The sequence below is a fragment of the Streptomyces sp. cg35 genome (assembly GCF_050410835.1).
GTDB lineage: Bacteria > Actinomycetota > Actinomycetes > Streptomycetales > Streptomycetaceae > Streptomyces.
Genome location: NZ_CP191268.1, coordinates 4,874,538 through 4,890,840, shown reverse-complemented (window position 1 = coordinate 4,890,840; position 16,303 = coordinate 4,874,538). Strand labels below are relative to the sequence as shown.

Here is a 16,303-nt window from a genome sequence, read left to right as displayed (position 1 = left end):
GCTTGACAACAACAACAGGAACGTGCTGCGGAGGGGTAGCGGAGCACGGTATTCGCAGGTCGGAGCGGCTCTCCGGCGGAGCCGAAACACGTACGTTACGGCTGGCCGAACAGGGCCTCAAGGGGTCGAACGTCCCGGTTTGCGTAGTTCGAAGCGATGAACTTCCGCTACTCCGTTCGTGGACCCGGAGGTCCGTTCGAGACGAATCCGGAATTGATCACCGCGATTCCCGGCTCCGAGTGATCGTTTTTCCGGACCGTCATGCATTCCTTACCGGAAATCCGCACGAGCCGCTGGACTGCGGTTATGTGAATGATGAACAGGGTGCCAATGGTGACCGTGGGGAGTGCGGGGAGCACGGGGTGTTCCGCTGCCGTCCGGCGGTGCTCCGCACGCCGTGACGGGGTCTTGGGGCGGGTCGGGTGCGATGACCTCGGAACGGCTCGGTAGCCTAAGGCCGCTGACAGTCCCTTAGGACGGCTTTACACACCTTGGATGCCGTCCGCTCCGCCCACGTTCAAGGAGATGCCGCCGCCGTGAGCAGCAGCCTTCGACGCGGCGCCCTCGCCGCCGCCGCCATCGCGTTCTCGATCGCCTCGCTCGCTGCGTGCGGTGCCGGCAGCAACGCCCAGACGCTCGAGGTCAAGCCGGACAACGCCGCGACCTCGGTCGGTGACATCAAGATCCAGAACGCCACCGTCATCACGCAGCCGGACCGTACGTCCAAGGGCCCGGCCGTGATCACCGCGACGCTCTTCAACAACGGCACCACGAACCAGACCCTCGACTCGGTCACGGTCGACGGTGTCGGCAAGACCGCGAAGCTGACGGGCGCCAAGGGTGGCTCGACCATCACGGTCCCGGCCGGCGGTTCGGTCGTCCTCGGCGGCAAGGGCAACGCCTCCGCCGAGCTGCCCAACAGCCGGACCGCGGTCCTCGACGGGAACGCCCAGGCGATCACGTTCGGGTTCAGCAAGACCGGTGACGTGAAGATGAAGGCGTTCGTGGTCCCGGCCGAGAGCTACTTCGAGAAGTGGGGGCCGAGCGAGATGCCGGCGACGCCGAGCACCTCGGCCTCGCCGTCCACCTCCGCCTCCGAGTCCGCGTCGGGCTCGCCGTCCCCGTCGGGCTCGGCTTCGGACACCGCGTCGCCGAACGCGGGCGCCACGGCGTCGGCCTCGCACAGCGCCGCGGGCCACTGAGCCGGTAGCCACGCGTACAACGCCTGAGGGCGGACCCCGAGCGATCGGGGTCCGCCCTCAGGCGTTGTACGGGGCCGCGCAGGCGGCGGCCTACGGCTCGAACTTGTAGCCCAGGCCGCGCACCGTCACGAGGTAGCGCGGGGCCCCCGGGTCCGGCTCGATCTTGGCGCGCAGGCGCTTCACGTGGACGTCCAGGGTCTTGGTGTCGCCGACGTAGTCCGCGCCCCAGACCCGGTCGATGAGCTGCATACGGGTCAGGACGCGGCCCGCGTTGCGCAGCAGCATCTCCAGGAGGTCGAACTCCTTCAGCGGGAGGTCGACCTTGGAGCCGGAGACCGTGACGACGTGGCGGTCCACGTCCATCCGGACCGGGCCCGCCTCCAGGGCCTGCGGGGCGACCTCCTCGGGCTCGCCGCGGCGGCGCAGGACGGCCCGGATGCGGGCGACCAGTTCGCGGGAGGAGAAGGGCTTGGTGACGTAGTCGTCGGCTCCTATTTCGAGACCGACGACCTTGTCGATCTCGCTGTCCTTGGCGGTCACCATGATGACCGGGACGTTCGAGCGGCCGCGCAGCTGGCGGCAGACCTCCGTGCCGGGCAGGCCGGGCAGCATCAGGTCGAGCAGGACGAGGTCGGCGCCGTTGCGCTCGAACTCGTCGAGGCCGTCGGGCCCGGTGGCCGCGATGGCGACCTCGAAACCCTCCTTGCGGAGCATGTACGACAGGGCGTCGGAGAAGGACTCCTCGTCCTCTACGACGAGCACTCGGGTCACGGAAGGACCTCCGGGGCGGCAGGAATGGATTCGTATGCGGTTGTGTGGTCGGGCCCGTGTGCGTCGTCTTCGTCGCGTACGTCTCCGGGGCCTGTGGCTCGAAGGGTCTTCTGGGGACCGCGGGTGGCGGCCGCCTCGGGCAGCCGCAGCGTGAAGGTGGAGCCCTGCCCCTCGGAGCTCCACACCGTGACCTCGCCGCCGTGCGAGGCGGCCACGTGCTTGACGATGGCGAGGCCGAGGCCGGTGCCGCCGGTGGCCCGGGAGCGGGCCGGGTCGACGCGGTAGAAGCGCTCGAAGATGCGCTCCTTGTCCTTGTCGGAGATGCCGATGCCCTGGTCGGTGACGGCCACCTCTATGAGGTCCCCGCCGGGTGCGGTCACCCGGCGCGCGGCTATGCCCACGCGCGTGCGGGCCGGCGAGTAGTTGACCGCGTTCTCCACCAGGTTCCCGAGGGCGGCGGCGAGCTGGCCGCGGTTGCCCCAGATCTGCAGGTCGGCGGTGCCTCCCGCGGCCATGGTGATCTGTTTGGTGGCGGCGGGCTGGCGGCAGCGGTCGATGGCCTCGGCGACGAGCTCGTCGACGCGGACCGGTTCGGCGTCCTCCAGCGGGTCGTCGTTCTGCACCCGGGAGAGGTCGATGAGCTCCTGGACCAGGCTGGTCAGGCGGGTCGCCTCGATCTGCATGCGGCCGGCGAAGCGCTCGACGGCCTCGGGGTCGTCGGAGGCGTCCATGACCGCCTCGGAGAGCAGGGAGAGGGCGCCGACCGGGGTCTTCAGCTCATGGCTCACGTTGGCGACGAAGTCGCGCCGTACAGCCTCGATGCGCCGGGCCTCGGTGAGGTCCTCGACCAGCAGCAGCACGAGCCGGGAGCCGAGCGGGGCGACGCGGGCCGACACGGCCAGGGCGTCGCCGCGGCCCGTGCCGCGCCGGGGCAGGTCCAGCTCGACCTGGCGTATCTCGCCGTCGCGCCGGGTGTCGCGGGCCATCTGCAGCATCGGCTCGACCGCGAGCTTCCCGCCGCGGACGAGCCCGAGGGCGTACGCCGCCGAGCTGGCCTTGACCACGCTGTCGCCCTCGTCGAGGACGACGGCGGAGGAGCGCAGGACCGAGAGGACCGTGTCGACACCGGGCGGAAGGACCGGGTCCGTGTGCAGGGAGGTGCGGGTGGGGCGCTTCTGGTCGCGTTCGCTCCAGCGGAACGCCAGCATGGCGATGACACCGGTGCACACTCCGGCGATCGCTGCTGCTGCGGCGACCGCCGCGTTCACGTCCATGTCTTCAGGTTATGCGGGGTGAGCCGGTCCTCCACAGCCGTCCGGGTGGTAGCTCGAACACTCGTCGCCCAGAGTTCACCTTGGATACGGGGTTGGTTCACTTGGGGTGCCGGATTCGGACGCGTACAGGGCCGAACGTGGGACCGTGGGGCTGATCCGGCCGCACGGAGAGAGAGGGAACGTTCGTATGCGTGACGCGTACCACGAGGAACTTGACTCGATCGGCGAGGGCCTGGTCGAGATGGCCCGCCTTGTCGGGTCGGCGATCGGGCGCGCCACCACGGCCATGCTCGACGCCGACCTGAAGCTCGCCGAGAGCGTGATCGCCGCCGATCAGAAGGTCGACGATCTGCAGCACGACCTGGAGGCGCGGGCCATAGCCCTGCTGGCGCGGCAGCAGCCGGTGGCGACCGATCTGCGGATCGTGGTCACCTCGCTGCGGATGAGCGCCGATCTGGAGCGGAGCGGGGACCTGGCGCAGCACGTCGCCAAGCTGGCGCGGCTGCGGTTCCCCGAGCGGGCCGTGCCGCACGACCTGCACGCGACCATCCTGGAGATGGGCCAGCTCGCGCAGCGTCTGATGGCGAAGGCCGCCGAGGTGATCATCACCAAGGACGTCGATCTGGCGATGCAGCTGGAGCAGGACGACGACGAGATGGACCAGCTGCACCGCACGCTCTTCCAGCACCTGATGGACGAGAAGTGGAAGCACGGCATCGAGACGGCCGTGGACGTGACGCTGCTGGGCCGCTACTACGAGCGGTTCGCCGACCACGCGGTCTCGGTCGCCAAGCGCGTCGTGTACCTGGTGACGGGTGAGCACGCGGACGAGGTGCAGGCGTCGGCCGCGGCCGTCGAGACCGCCTGACGGCACCTTCCGGTCCGTACGCCGGGGCCCCGCACCCCTGCCGGGTGCGGGGCCCCGCGGTGTCCGCCGGCGGGTCAGCCGCAGCAGCCGCCGCACTGGCACGGCGATCCCGACTGGCAGCCGCAGCCGCAGCCCGAGCCGCAGCCGCAGGCCCCGAGCAGCACCAACTGCGGGACGGGACGGCTCACTTGGACGGCGGCGACCGGCGCTTCGGGTGTCCGGTCGGGCCTGGGGGACTCGGCAGCCATGGGTTCCCTCCTCGGTGGCCTCCGCGGTGGAGTACCTCCCCCATTGCATGCCCAGCCGGACGGGCGCATCAACGGCGCATACGAGCGCGGCAGTTGACCACTGTGTGTCCAGCGGTGCCGATGGGGAGCAGGACGAGCACCGTTGCGGGTGCGAGTGCTTCGGCCGTCTTGGGCTGGCCGTCCGTTCGTCGCGGGCCCTACGGTGCGACGGTGACCCATGTGATCGTCCTCAACGGTGGCTCCAGCTCCGGCAAGTCGGGCATCGCCCGCTGCCTCCAGTCCCTGCTCCCCGGGCCCTGGCTCACGCTCGGCACCGACACTCTCGTCGACGCGCTGCCGTCGTCCGGCGCGGGCATCGACTTCGGGGCCGACGGCTCGGTGACCGTCGGGCCCGCGTTCCGCGAGGTGGAGGCCGCGTGGATCGCCGGGGTCGCCGCGATGGCGGCGGCCGGGGCGCGGGTCGTCGTGGACGAGGTGTTCCTGGGCGGCCCCGCCTCCCAGGACCGCTGGCGGACGGCCCTGCGGGGCCTGGACGTGCTGTGGGTCGGAGTGCGCTGCGACGCCGGGGTCGCGGCGGGCCGGGAGGTGGCCCGGGGCGACCGGGTCGCCGGGATGGCGGCGGCGCAGGCGGAGCTGGTGCACGAGGGCGTGACGTACGACGTCGTCGTCGACACGACGCGGACCGAGGCGCTGGAGTGTGCGCGGGAGATCGCGCGTCGCGTCGGCTGACGGCGACGGTCCCGGTACCGGTACCGGGACCAGGATTTCGGTACCGGTGGGGCCGGGGTCAGTCCTGGTGGACGACGTTCGTCCCCGGGCCGCCGGAGAGCGTGTCCCTGCCGGGGCCGCCGTACAGCCTGTCGTTGCCGCTGTTCCCGTACAGGGTGTCGTCGCCGCTGTTGCCGTACAGGACGTCGGCGCCCTTGCCGCCGTACAGGAAGTCGTTGCCGGTCCCGCCGTGGATCAGGTCGTCGCCGTCGTCGCCGGACAGGTTCTGGTCGGCCGCGCCCCCGTGGATGACGTCGTCGCCCGCGTCGCCGTGCACGGAGCTCGCGTCGCCGTCGGCGGTGAGCGCGTCGTCGCCCGCGCCGCCCTGCACGACGGCCCCGCCGCCGGCGGCGTGCACCGTGTCGGCGCCGTCGCCGCCGAGGACCACCGCGGCGGCGCCCACCGTGATGTCGTCGTCGCCCGCGCCGCCGAGCACGGCGTTGCCGTCGACGGTGCCGGTGTCGGTCAGCCGGTCGGCGCCTTCGCCGAGGCTGATCGAGGCGAAGTTGTAGGTCTGGCCGGTGGCGTTGTCGTAGCTGACGACGTCGTCGCCGTCGCCGAGGTCCAACTTCAGTGTGGCGTACGGGTCCTGGCTCTCCAGCGTGGTGACCGTGCAGGAGACCTTGGTGCGGTCCGCGCCGTCCGGGTACGCGCAGCCGGTCCCGGCGTCGACGGGGACGACGTCGTCGATCACATAGGTGATGTCCGCGGAGCCCTCGGTCCTGGAAGCCGTGACGGCCGCCTGGTTGGTCTGCCCGGCGGCGGCGGTGTAGACGGCGAAGTGGCCGCTGGAGTCGAGCGCGGCGGTGGCCGACGGGGTCGCGGCGGCGGCCGGGCCGCCGAGGACGGCCGGGGCGGCGAGCCCCGCGCCGAGAGCGAGGGTCAGCGCGGACGCGGCACGTAACGTCCGGCGGCCGATGAGGTGAGCGAGCATGACGAGCCTCCGTGGGGAGTGTGTGTCTCCGACGACCACAAGTGACTCGCCGAGGCGCCCCTTGGTTGCACCCCGCACATACGCCGCCGCGAGCTGCCCGCACATGGTCTGACCTGTGTCGATGGGTGAATCTATGGCGGCAGTACATCTACTGGCCGGGCATGCTTCGACGGAAGTTCACGGGGCGTCGTGCTGCTCGGCCTACGCCCATGACGACTGCCCCGCCGGGTGCTTACTGGGAGCGGCGGCCGAGCACACAGAACTCGTTGCCCTCGGGGTCCGCCATGACCACCCACGACTGCTCCCCCTGGCCGATGTCGACACGCCGGGCGCCGAGACCTTCGAGACGGGCCACCTCGGCGTCCTGGTCGTCGGGCACGAAGTCGAGGTGCAGCCGGCTCTTGGACTTCTTGCTCTCCTCCAGCAGGACGAACTCCAGCCCCGGCCGGCGATCCTGCTCCGGGCGGATCGCGAACTCCACGTCAGAGGTGTGGACGACAACCCAACCCAGCGCGTCGGCCCACCACTTGCCCAGGGCCTCCGGGTCCTCGGCGTGAACGATCACGTTGTGCCATTCCAAGGTCATCAGCCGAGCCTAGGCTCACCGGGGCCGTCCGCGCAGCGCAGTATTGCCAGTTGATGCCGGACCGCGGCGGTCACCCTGCGTTCGTCGTCGGTGGCGAGCAGGTCGAGCAGGGCCCCGCGCAGGACCGCCAGCGTCAGGGTGCGGCGGGCGGCACCGTCCTCTCCCCCGCGTTCCGGCTGCGGCTGGCAGGCGGCCAGCACGTCGAGCCAGTCGTCCACGGTGGCCTTGGCGAACCCGGCCCAGGGGCCGTCGGGCTCGACGAGGGAGCGGGCGTACGCCTCGGCCCACAGCCGCAGCAGCGGGCGGTGCTCCTCGGCACTGAGCCACCCCCACACCTGCTCGGCCGCGGGAACCAGGCCGACCGGGCCGTCGGCCGGGCGCAGGCTCGCCAGGAGCGCCAGTTCGTCGGTGCGGGCCCGCTCCAGCAGCGCTCGCACGAGTCCGTCCTTGTTGCCGAAGAGGAACATCAGCACGCGGGTGCTGGAGCCGATGGCCTCGGCCAGCGGGCGCAGCGACAGATCGGCCAGACCGTGCGCGAGCGCGTACTCGTAGGCGGCTTCGAGCAACTGGGTCTGGCGTGCGGACGGGTTTGCCGTCTTCGGGGGCATGGTCCTAGCCTAAGCCAACTGAAACAGTCGTGTCAGTAACGTAGAGCAACACATGGTTCCGGAGAGTGCGCAATGCCCAAGGAAGCCCCTCAGCGGCAGGCCGTGATCCGCCGCGCCGACCGTCCTGGCGACCTGGGCTGGGTGGTGATGGCCCACGGCGAGCTGTACGCGCGGCAGTTCGGCTTCAGCACCGATTTCGAGGTTCTGGTGGCCAAGATCGTCGGCGACTACGCGGCCAAGCACTCCCCGGCCGGCGAGGCGGCCTGGATCGCCGAGGTCGACGGCGAACGCGCGGGCTGCGTCTTCCTGGTCGCCGACGACCGGCCGGGAGTGGCCAAGCTGCGCGTCCTGCTCGTCACCCCGGCCGCCCGGGGGCTCGGCCTCGGCACCCGCCTCGTCGAGCAGTCCCTCGCCTTCGCCCGCGAGGCCGGCTACCGGCAGGTGACCCTGTGGACCACCGACAACCTGGTCTCGGCCCGCCGGATCTACGAGCACTTCGGCTTCACCCTCACGACCGAGGAACCCCACGCCGGTTTCGGCCGCGCTCTCGTGGGCCAGCACTGGGATCTCGACCTCTGAGGCGACCCTGGGAGCTGCTCCTGCTGAGGGCTTGCCGGATGCGCGCGCCACCGCGGCATCACATCCCCTCCCCACCACGCATGTCGAAGGCCCCTGACCGATGGTGCTGGTCAGGGGCCTTCAACACGCGCGGTGCCCGTCGATGGCGGCCGTTCCCCGCCGGGCCCTGGTCTACCGGGCACGGATGCGGCACGGTCGCCCCTCGCGGGCGCAGCTCAATTCGTGTGAGTCCGACCGTCGCGGACCCACGTCACCATGGTCAGGGCCGCGGTGACGAACATGAGAACGCTGAAGGTGGCGACGGATTGGACGTACTGCTCATAGCCGTTTGCACGGAGCTGGAGCGCGAGGGAACCGAGTGCGGTTCCGAGCATGGCGGTCACGGCGGCCATGGCGACGAACGGGCCCTTCGTCATTGGTACTTCCCCCAAGCCAAGAGACGACTGATCACCCTTGAGGCTACCTGTCCCCATGCCGGGAGTACCTGCCAAAGCCCCCGCCCCGCGAAGAACTCGCAGGTCGGGGGCTTTGGGTGTCGGGCTACTTCTTCTTGCCCTGAGTGTTGCCGGGGATCTTAGTGACCTGGGTTTTTGCTGATCAGGGGCAGTGGGTTCGGGCGCCTGGCGGTCGTCGTTGGTCGTCATTGGCCACAGTTGAGCAGCCTCGGACGGCCCAGGGACGGCCCAAACAGCCGGCCGACTCAGACCTCACTCATCCGGTAGGGCTCAGGCAACAGCGACAGCGGCACGCCAAGCACGCGTCCCAATAGGGCTCGTGCAACCACCTCGCGCTCTGTGTTCGGTTGGCCTGTTCTCATCGAAAGAATCAAGCGGTCCCGGGTGACGACAGCAGCACCCGTGAAGCTTGGGTCGGCGATCGAAGACTCCTCCAACGTGACGGCCAGTTCAGCGAGAAGCTCAGCCAGAGGGACGTCGAGAAGACGCTGAGGACTCAGCACCCTCTTGGCGTAGCCAGCCGTCCGCATTGGCATCTGCGCTTCGTCGTGCCTTGTCACGGGCCCATCTCCCTCAGCTGGCCTTGAACGGGTCGCCGGAGGTCTCCCCCAGGTTCGTTCCAGAACAACACCACGCTGAACGATGTCCCCGAAACGGTGAGGACAGAGACATCAGTGCGAGGACTGCGCTCAGGACATCAGCTTGGGAAGCTCTGGTGATCTAGGCGGAGTTGGCGGTCTGACCTGCGACGAAGTGGCATTCTGAGCCTCGACGCTGATGGCCCGTTGCACCGCCGTTTCCCGTAGTTCCCCGCCCAACCTGGCACGGGTCTGGCACGCCTGGCGGAACTCACCTGTCCTGGACGGAAAGGGCCCTGTACTCGTCCCATCCGGCCTCCGTCAGCGCCCACGGGTCGCCGTATGTCTTGAACGGCTTGAGTAGGCCAGCCTTGACCATCCGGTTCCGCTGCCAAGCCGTTCGGTTCTCCCACTTGATCTCGCCGTTGGACGGCTGTGGCAGGAGATCGGTATCAGTAAGTTGTGATCCGTACCGATCCCGCATGCGCCGAAGCACCGCTTGCTTCGAGCCTGCTCCGCTCATCTCGCCGAGGGTCGTGAGGAGCCAACGACCAAGCACCTCATGAGGTGTCAGGTTCATGTGGTCAATCTAGGATCGCGACACTAGCGGCGTCCGTTGAACCGGTGATCCTGTCGAAGACGTGAGGTCGGTGGAACGGCGGCTGCGTCGCCCAGTCCGCCACGCCCTGCGCCCTATCCGAACCGCGAGTCCTTGTTCTGCGCAAAGTCCGCGCACCCGACCACCCACGAGCGGTGATCTACATACGAGGGTTCCGCCAACTCTCTCCTCCTGTACATGGCATCACAGCTCAGCTCGACCTCGTCCCGGCTGCGTGTGTCCGTGGGGATGTACGTATCGGCGAAGGAGTCGTGGCACCCCGCCAGGTAGCTCTTCTTGTCGAGGCCCCCCGTATCCGCCCCGCCGTCATTCGTCACAGCGATGGCGACACCGGCGATGGCGAGGCCGGCGACTATGCCGACGAGGATCCGTCGCGTCTGCTGTCCCATGTCCCCTCCCTCGTCTCGGCAGGCTAGGGGTTCAGGCCGAGAATGCCTGCAACGATGCGGTGGAGGTATTAGACGGCGCCCGACCCCAACACCCAAGCCTTGATGGAGTCGCAGCTACGGCTGCACGCCTTCCCGTACTTGGGTACGCGTCCGCTCGGCTCCTTCCAGCCTGCGCATGTCCGCGACTGGGTGCGCCAGCTCCAAAAGAACGGCGTCAGGGGGTCGTATGCCCGGACGATCTACTCCAACGTACGGGCTGCTTTGAGCGCAGCCGTGGACGACGGACACCTTCCCCGGAACCCCTGTGCTGCCCGGTCCGTCCGGCCGCCGGTCGTCGACACGAAGCGCGTGCTCCCGTGGACGTCAGAGCGAGTCTTCGCTGTCCGGGCCAGCAGGCCCGAGCGCTTCCAAGCCATGGTCGACCTGGGCGCCGGTTGCGGGCTCCGCCAAGGCGAGATCCTCGGTGTCGCAGTCGACGCGATCGACTTCGAGTCGGACACGCTCCACGTGGTCCAGCAACTCAAGCTGAGCCGCAGCAAGGCCGTGTTCGCCCCGCCCAAGGGCGGCAAGCTGCGGGATGTACCGCTTCCCGGTCCGGTCGCTGACGCGCTTCGCACCCACATGAAGCGGTTCCCGCCTGTCGAGGTCACCTTGCCGTGGAAGGTGGCGGACGGGCCGCCAGTGACCAAGCGACTGGTCTTCACCGGGCCTCGGGGCGGTCACGTCTGGCGCACCTCGCTGAACGAGGAGGCGTGGAAACGTGCCCTGGCTGGCGCCGAGGTGATCCCTGTTCCTGAACGCGGACAGCCGTACGCCGAGTCCCGCGAGAACGGCATGCACGCACTCCGGCACTTCTACGCCTCGGTGCTCCTGGACGCCGGGGAGAGCATCAAGGCCGTCGCCGAGTACCTCGGGCACTCGGACCCTGGGCTCACGCTCCGCGTGTACGCCCACCTGATGCCGTCGAGCCAGGAGCGAACCCGCAAGGCCATCGCGTCTGTCTTCGAACAGCCACATGAAGGTTCCTCTTCTACTCCCCGCTTCACTCGGGAAATGTCACCCTTCTGGTTCGCGACTACTTGTTCACGACTACCGGCTCCCAACCTATTTCCCAAACAACTCCCGTTCGCTTCACTTCATAAGTGTCACTCTTCCAGTTCGCGACTACTTGTTCACGACTACCGGTTCCCAACCTATTTCCCGAACAACTCCCGTTCGCTTGTCTTCGCCACTAGTGTCCAACCTCCGATCCGCCCCATCCCACATCTACTGAAGTTCTACTCCAACGTTCTGAGACTCATGACTTCTCACCTAGTAAGGTGCGACGCTTCATGGCTGTTCAACGCCTGGAAGTGGAGACGTACAGACACCTCGAAGTGCAGACGTACAGACGCGCACAAGTCTCGAAGTGCAGACGTCTCGAAAAGTCTCTCCGAGAGACAACCAGAACCAGAAGACAGTGAGCAAACATTGCAACCTTGCACCCACTCCACAAACGGAACAGGCCCCTCCGGGGAATAACGGGTTCGCGCACAACAGGTTTTGCACATCAGAGGCGCGACGGGCTAAAGTCCTGCCGCACCGAAAAAGAGGGGCCACCCCTAGCCCGGGCGGCCCCTCACCCCCTTCGGTGCATTCATCGCTCCATCGACAGGAGAAATCATGAAACCCAAGGAGACGTCTATGGTGCCACGGCATACGCTCCAGATCGACCTCGCGCCTCGGGAGCTGCCGTTCTGGCTCCTCGCCGCTGGCGGAGCTGCACTGAGCGCACACGCAGGGGTCGCTCCCGTCTTCACGCTGCCCACGCTCTTCCTCGTGACGGTCCGGGCCCGCATCCGTCTCGTCTAGCCCCACGACCCAGAGGCGGCCCCAGCCCACCAAAAAGCCCCTCACCAGCAGCAAACCTGCTGGTGAGGGGCTCCTTCGTAGGCGCTTACTTCTTCTTGCCCTGATTCTTGACCGCCTCGATCGCCGCCGCGGCCGCGTCCGGGTCCAGGTACGTGCCGCCCGGCTTCACCGGCTTGAAGTCGGCGTCGAGCTCGTAGGAGAGCGGGATGCCCGTCGGGATGTTCAGGCCGGCGATGTCCGCGTCGGAGATGCCGTCGAGGTGCTTGACCAGGGCGCGGAGCGAGTTGCCGTGGGCCGCGACCAGGACCGTCTTGCCGGTCAGGAGGTCGGGGACGATGCCGTCGAACCAGTACGGGAGCATGCGGACGACGACGTCCTTGAGGCACTCCGTCTGCGGGCGCAGCTCCGGCGGGAGGGTCGCGTAGCGCGGGTCCTCGAACTGGGAGTACTCGGCGTCGCGGTCGAGCGGCGGCGGCGGGGTGTCGTAGGAACGGCGCCACAGCATGAACTGCTCCTCGCCGAACTCGGCGAGGGTCTGCGCCTTGTCCTTGCCCTGCAGGGCGCCGTAGTGGCGCTCGTTCAGGCGCCAGCTGCGGTGGACGGGGATCCAGTGGCGGTCGGCGGACTCCAGCGCCAGCTGGGCCGTGCGGATCGCGCGCTTCTGGAGCGAGGTGTGGACCACGTCGGGGAGCAGGCCGGCGTCCTTGAGCAGCTCACCGCCGCGGACCGCCTCCTTCTCGCCCTTCTCGTTCAGGTTGACGTCCACCCAGCCGGTGAACAGGTTCTTCGCGTTCCATTCGCTCTCGCCGTGGCGGAGGAGGATCAGCTTGTACGGTGCGTCGGCCATGGTGCCGAGCCTAATCGACCGCCCTCGTCGCCGCCGATTGACGGTGGTCGTCAATTGAGTGGCCCCCTCATATACCCCGGTCGTAAGTTACGTATGCCTGCCACACCGCTTACATAGACCCCGGGGGATGCACCCATGTCAGTCGCCGCGCTCAGACGTGCCGCCAAGGACTCTGTCGCCGGGCTCCCCCGCGAGTTCTGGTGGCTGTGGACCAGCACGCTGGTCAACCGGCTCGGCGGCTTCGTCCTGACCTTCCTCGCGCTGTACCTGACCGCGCAGCGCGGCTTCTCGGCGGCGTACGCGGGGCTCGTCGCCTCGCTCATCGGGCTCGGCGGCGTCATCGCCTCGATGCTGGGCGGGGTGCTCGCCGACCGGCTCGGGCGGCGGCCGACCCTGCTCGGCGCCCAGCTCGCCACCGCCGTGACCGTCGCCGTCCTGGCCTTCGTGCGCGACCCGGTCGGCATCGCCGTCACGGGCTTCGTGCTCGGTCTCGCCTCGAACGCGTCGCGGCCCGCGATCCAGGCGATGATGGCCGACATCGTGCGTCCCGAGGACCGGGTGCGGGCGTTCTCCCTGAACTACTGGGCGATCAACCTCGGGTTCGCGGTCTCCTCGGTCTACGCCGGTTTCCTCGTCGCCCAGAGCTACACCTTCGGGTTCCTCGTCGAGGCCGGGATGACCCTCGCGTGCGCCTGCGTCGTCTTCGCGAAGGTCAAGGAGTCGCGGCCGGAGCGCACCGCGGTGTCCGGCGTTCCCGCGCCGCCCGTCACCATGGGCACGGTGCTGCGCGACGGCCGCTTCATGCTGATGGTCGGCCTGTCCTTCCTCGTCGCCGTCGTCTTCACGCAGAGCTCGGTGGGGCTGCCGATCGTCATGGGCGAGACCGGGTTCTCCAGTGCGGACGTGGGGCTCGTCGCCGCGGTCAACGGCGTCGTGATCGTCGCCCTGCAGATCCCGCTCACCCGGTTCATCGAGCGGCGCGACCCCGGCCGGCTGCTCGCCGTCTCCTCGCTCCTCATCGGCTACGGCTTCGCCCTCACCGCCTTCGCCGGGTCGCTGGCCGCGTACGCGCTGACCGTCGTGGTGTGGACCCTGGGCGAGATGATCAACGCGCCGACCCAGTCCGGCCTCGTCGCCCGGCTCGCGCCCGCCGAGGGCCGGGGCCGCTACCAGGGCGTCTACACGATGTCGTGGTCGGCGGCCGCGCTGGTCGCCCCGCTGGCCGGCGGCTGGGTGCTCGACTCCGCCGGGGCCGGCTGGCTGTGGGCGGGGTGCGCGGCGCTCGGCACGGTGACCGCGTTCGGGTACTGGATGCTGATGCGGGGCCTGCCCGCGCAGGAGTCCGCGCAGGTCGCGGCGGTGCCCCGGATCGTGGAGAACGCCCCGGCTTGACGCGGCAGTCGGGCGGGTACGGAACCGTACATGTCCGAAGTCTCCAGGACCGACGAAGCGCCCAGAACCCTCGTGGGCGGCGTCGAAGTCGACGTGCCCAACAGCATTCCCGCGATCCGTGCGGCGCTCCCCACGCGGCGCCGCACGGAGTTCGACAAGGCCATCAACGCGGCCGGGGTCGACGAGATCCACGCCGTCATGCGGCACTGGATGCTGGAGGCCGTGCCCGACCCCGAGGCCGACGCGATCCTGGCCCGGCTCGCCCGCGACGAGGCGGAGAGGCGGGGCCCGGCTTGAGCCGTCGCCGCAGGCGCAGTGCCTGCCGAATCGCGTACGCCCCGCCCGCCGACGACACGCTGGCCAAGATGAGAGACGCCGACGCGTTCCGCACCGAGATGGCCCGCACCCTCGCCCACGACCCGTACGGACACGGCTCCAGCTCGGTGGCCGGTGAGCGCGACCGCCGCGAGGCGACGATCGGCGGGGCGATCGTCCTGTACTACGTCTCGGGGACCGTGCTCACCGTGACCGTCGTGCGGATGGTCGCGCTCGGCTAGCCCAGCGGGAGCTCGCGTTGGGCCTCGTACAGGTTGCGCGGGCGGACCACGTCCGTCGTCCCGTACAGCTCCAGACGGGAGCCCAGGTCACCCGTGAAGTCGGGGACGTCGCTCTGGTCGAACTCGCGGACCGTGTTGATGCCGACCGTCGCGCTCCACGGCGCGAGTTCGTCGATCCGCATCAGTCCCGCCCGCTCATTGGTGACCCTGATGTTCCAGTGGGTGAAGCGCGCCCCGAACAGCGGACCGGCGGACGCGTCGCCGCCGTGCCGGCCGTTGTTGTTCACGGTGATGTCCGTGCGGACGCATCCGAACGGCATGCCGCGGTGCGAGTCGAAGGTCCCCATCTCCATCACGCCGCGCGACCAGACGTTGTACGAGGACAGGCCCTCCACGTTGATGCCGTGCAGCTGTGTGCCGGAGGGGGCCGGGACCGTGCGGTCGGCGACGGTGAAGTCCTCGATCAGGTTGTCGTGCGCGCCCTCGCGGCAGAAGTACGGGTGGTGCGCGCCGCGTCCGCCGACCTTCGTGCGGCGCAGGGTCGAGGCCGAGGCGGCGACGAGGCCGAAGCCGTTGTCGACGTTCCACACCGTGACGTCGTCGACCCAGCAGTCGTACGTGCACTGGAGCGTGACGCCGTTGTAGCCCTTGTCGAGCAGGTGCGGCGCCTGCGGGGTCTCGACGGCTTCGAGGGTCAGGCCTTCAACTCCCGCGCCGGTCAGGGCCGTTACGTGGGTGGTGATCCGCGGGTCCCACTCGGGGCGTACGTCGAGGGGCAGCGGGCGCTCGAAGGTGACCCGGCTCCCCCGCACCGAGGCGATCCGCACCGGCCACTCGTAGGGGACGTACGAGGTCAGCTTGGTCTTGTCGTCCCAGTAGTAGGCCTCGGGGCCCGGGCCGCCGCCCGCCATGTGCTCCAGGAGCGTGTGGTCCGCGTCGTCGGCGAGCCGGAGCAGGACCAGGTCGCCCTTGCGCAGCTCCCCGGCGTCCGCGACCGTCACCGACCAGGAGCCGCGCCGGGCCGGTGCGACGGTCGTCAGGGTCCGCCATTCGTCGCGCTTGTTGCCGGTCCAGCCCTCGAAGGGCCAGGCCTTCGCCCTGATGGCGTCCGTGAGCGTACGGAACCGGTCCTCGGGGCAGAGCCAGACCAGGCCGCCCGCCCAGGACCAGGAGGACTTGTCGCCGCCGTAGCGGGAACCGTAGACGCCGATGAGTTCGGTGAGGTTCCTGGTCGCGTGGAGCTTCGTGCGGTCGCTGCCCGCGCCCTTGAGGACCACGTCGTCGTGGCCGATGTGGATCAGGCCGTCGATGCGGTACGTGCCCGGACTCAGGAGCACCGTGCCCCCGCCGGCCCTTCCGGCAGCGGCGAGGGCACGGTTGATCGCGGGGGCGCAGTCGGTCGTGCCGTCGGCGACCGCGCCGTAGGACTCGGCCCGCAGGACGCGGCCCGGGCGTGCGAGGCGGCGGCCCGTGCGGTGTCCGGCGCGGCCGACGTACGGGATCTGCGGGTGGGTGAAGGGAGCCTTGGTGAACTCGCGCCAGATGGGCGGGACGTGGCCCTGGCCGGCGGTGCCGCCCGCGCTCGCGGCGGAGGGGCCGGCTCCGATTCCGGTGACGGCGGTGGCCGCCACCGCGATCGCCCCGCCCAGCACGCCGCGTCTCCTGAGGTCCCGCACCGCTGCCACCCTTCACCGACGTACAGATATATGAACGACGTTCACGTGAGTGCCGGGCGCGAGCATGCCACGTGGGCCGCGGGCGCGGAAGAGGTCGGACG

Annotated in this window: 20 protein-coding genes and 1 pseudogene; 9 read left to right on the top strand and 12 right to left on the bottom strand. The window is 69.5% G+C overall.

Annotated elements, in window-relative coordinates; all coding sequences use genetic code 11:
* Positions 1-536 precede the first annotated feature (536 nt).
* Positions 537-1,202, top strand: coding sequence for a DUF461 domain-containing protein (locus ACQUQD_RS22295; RefSeq protein ID WP_428953890.1), 666 nt, complete (start codon positions 537-539; stop codon positions 1,200-1,202).
* A 90-nt stretch (positions 1,203-1,292) separates the two neighbouring features.
* Here ACQUQD_RS22295 and ACQUQD_RS22290 read toward each other — a convergent pair whose 3' ends face one another.
* Together ACQUQD_RS22290 and ACQUQD_RS22285 are read right to left on the bottom strand one after the other, a co-directional pair.
* Positions 1,293-1,973 (bottom strand): response regulator transcription factor, encoded by a 681-nt coding sequence (locus ACQUQD_RS22290; RefSeq protein ID WP_018527980.1) that lies wholly within the window; start codon positions 1,971-1,973, stop codon positions 1,293-1,295.
* Positions 1,970-3,247: a sensor histidine kinase gene (locus ACQUQD_RS22285; protein ID WP_428953889.1), complete on the bottom strand. Its 1,278-nt coding sequence runs from the start codon at positions 3,245-3,247 to the stop codon at positions 1,970-1,972. Before ACQUQD_RS22285 ends, ACQUQD_RS22290 begins: the two co-directional genes overlap by 4 nt.
* A 187-nt stretch (positions 3,248-3,434) precedes the next feature.
* Here ACQUQD_RS22285 and phoU point away from each other — a divergent pair, with 187 nt between their 5' ends.
* Entirely contained in the window at positions 3,435-4,115 is a 681-nt protein-coding gene (phoU, locus tag ACQUQD_RS22280; RefSeq protein ID WP_428953888.1) for a phosphate signaling complex protein PhoU, read from the top strand.
* Between the two features lie 74 nt (positions 4,116-4,189).
* Here phoU and ACQUQD_RS22275 read toward each other — a convergent pair whose 3' ends face one another.
* The gene (locus tag ACQUQD_RS22275; RefSeq protein ID WP_428953887.1) at positions 4,190-4,363 is read right to left on the bottom strand and encodes a hypothetical protein; all 174 of its coding nucleotides are present in this window, start codon (positions 4,361-4,363) and stop codon (positions 4,190-4,192) included.
* Between the two features lie 219 nt (positions 4,364-4,582).
* Here ACQUQD_RS22275 and cpt point away from each other — a divergent pair, with 219 nt between their 5' ends.
* The gene (gene cpt / locus ACQUQD_RS22270) at positions 4,583-5,092 is read left to right on the top strand and encodes a chloramphenicol phosphotransferase CPT (protein WP_428957625.1); all 510 of its coding nucleotides are present in this window, start codon (positions 4,583-4,585) and stop codon (positions 5,090-5,092) included.
* 58 nt (positions 5,093-5,150) lie between these two features.
* On the opposite strand, the gene ACQUQD_RS22265 is transcribed toward cpt, so the two are convergent.
* The 3 genes from ACQUQD_RS22265 to ACQUQD_RS22255 all read right to left on the bottom strand — a co-directional run bounded on the left by ACQUQD_RS22265 (position 5,151) and on the right by ACQUQD_RS22255 (position 7,259).
* On the bottom strand, positions 5,151-6,065 hold the full coding sequence (locus ACQUQD_RS22265) for a calcium-binding protein (protein WP_428953886.1): 915 nt from the start codon (positions 6,063-6,065) through the stop codon (positions 5,151-5,153).
* A 232-nt stretch (positions 6,066-6,297) separates the two neighbouring features.
* A complete protein-coding gene (locus ACQUQD_RS22260) occupies positions 6,298-6,651 on the bottom strand; it encodes a VOC family protein (RefSeq protein ID WP_428953885.1) in 354 nt (117 codons plus the stop codon).
* A complete protein-coding gene (locus tag ACQUQD_RS22255) occupies positions 6,651-7,259 on the bottom strand; it encodes a TetR/AcrR family transcriptional regulator (protein WP_428953884.1) in 609 nt (202 codons plus the stop codon). Before ACQUQD_RS22255 ends, ACQUQD_RS22260 begins: the two co-directional genes overlap by 1 nt.
* 72 nt (positions 7,260-7,331) lie before the next feature.
* Here ACQUQD_RS22255 and ACQUQD_RS22250 point away from each other — a divergent pair, with 72 nt between their 5' ends.
* Positions 7,332-7,838, top strand: coding sequence for a GNAT family N-acetyltransferase (locus ACQUQD_RS22250; protein WP_428953882.1), 507 nt, complete (start codon positions 7,332-7,334; stop codon positions 7,836-7,838).
* A gap of 215 nt (positions 7,839-8,053) precedes the next feature.
* On the opposite strand, the gene ACQUQD_RS22245 is transcribed toward ACQUQD_RS22250, so the two are convergent.
* The 4 genes from ACQUQD_RS22245 to ACQUQD_RS22230 form a co-directional block, all read right to left on the bottom strand.
* Complete coding sequence (locus ACQUQD_RS22245; protein ID WP_428953881.1) at positions 8,054-8,254, bottom strand: SCO3870 family protein; 201 nt, start codon at positions 8,252-8,254, stop codon at positions 8,054-8,056.
* Between the two features lie 284 nt (positions 8,255-8,538).
* Complete coding sequence (locus ACQUQD_RS22240) at positions 8,539-8,853, bottom strand: hypothetical protein (RefSeq protein WP_428953880.1); 315 nt, start codon at positions 8,851-8,853, stop codon at positions 8,539-8,541.
* Positions 8,854-9,142: 289 nt separating this feature from the next.
* Positions 9,143-9,451 (bottom strand): winged helix-turn-helix domain-containing protein, encoded by a 309-nt coding sequence (locus ACQUQD_RS22235; protein WP_428953879.1) that lies wholly within the window; start codon positions 9,449-9,451, stop codon positions 9,143-9,145.
* Positions 9,452-9,564: 113 nt separating this feature from the next.
* Positions 9,565-9,879 (bottom strand): hypothetical protein, encoded by a 315-nt coding sequence (locus ACQUQD_RS22230; protein ID WP_428953878.1) that lies wholly within the window; start codon positions 9,877-9,879, stop codon positions 9,565-9,567.
* An 81-nt stretch (positions 9,880-9,960) separates the two neighbouring features.
* On the opposite strand from ACQUQD_RS22230, the pseudogene ACQUQD_RS22225 reads away from it, so the two are divergent.
* Positions 9,961-10,890: pseudogene (locus ACQUQD_RS22225) on the top strand (tyrosine-type recombinase/integrase); the annotation flags it as partial.
* Between the two features lie 672 nt (positions 10,891-11,562).
* Positions 11,563-11,730 (top strand): hypothetical protein, encoded by a 168-nt coding sequence (locus ACQUQD_RS22220; RefSeq protein WP_428953877.1) that lies wholly within the window; start codon positions 11,563-11,565, stop codon positions 11,728-11,730.
* An 85-nt stretch (positions 11,731-11,815) separates the two neighbouring features.
* Here the strand turns inward: ACQUQD_RS22220 and ACQUQD_RS22215 are convergent, their stop codons facing one another.
* Positions 11,816-12,577, bottom strand: a complete 762-nt coding sequence (locus ACQUQD_RS22215; RefSeq protein ID WP_428953875.1) for a phosphoglyceromutase — start codon at positions 12,575-12,577, stop codon at positions 11,816-11,818.
* Between the two features lie 135 nt (positions 12,578-12,712).
* Between ACQUQD_RS22215 and ACQUQD_RS22210 the strand changes: the two genes are divergently transcribed.
* From ACQUQD_RS22210 to ACQUQD_RS22200, 3 genes are all read left to right on the top strand, one after another.
* Positions 12,713-13,969, top strand: coding sequence for an MDR family MFS transporter (locus ACQUQD_RS22210; protein WP_428953874.1), 1,257 nt, complete (start codon positions 12,713-12,715; stop codon positions 13,967-13,969).
* Positions 13,970-13,999: 30 nt separating this feature from the next.
* Entirely contained in the window at positions 14,000-14,266 is a 267-nt protein-coding gene (locus ACQUQD_RS22205; protein WP_428953873.1) for a hypothetical protein, read from the top strand.
* Between the two features lie 68 nt (positions 14,267-14,334).
* A complete protein-coding gene (locus ACQUQD_RS22200) occupies positions 14,335-14,526 on the top strand; it encodes a hypothetical protein (RefSeq protein WP_428953872.1) in 192 nt (63 codons plus the stop codon).
* Here ACQUQD_RS22200 and ACQUQD_RS22195 read toward each other — a convergent pair.
* Entirely contained in the window at positions 14,523-16,178 is a 1,656-nt protein-coding gene (locus ACQUQD_RS22195; RefSeq protein WP_428953871.1) for a glycosyl hydrolase family 28-related protein, read from the bottom strand. The two genes, ACQUQD_RS22200 and ACQUQD_RS22195, sit on opposite strands and share 4 nt — an antisense overlap.
* Positions 16,179-16,303: the final 125 nt, after the last annotated feature.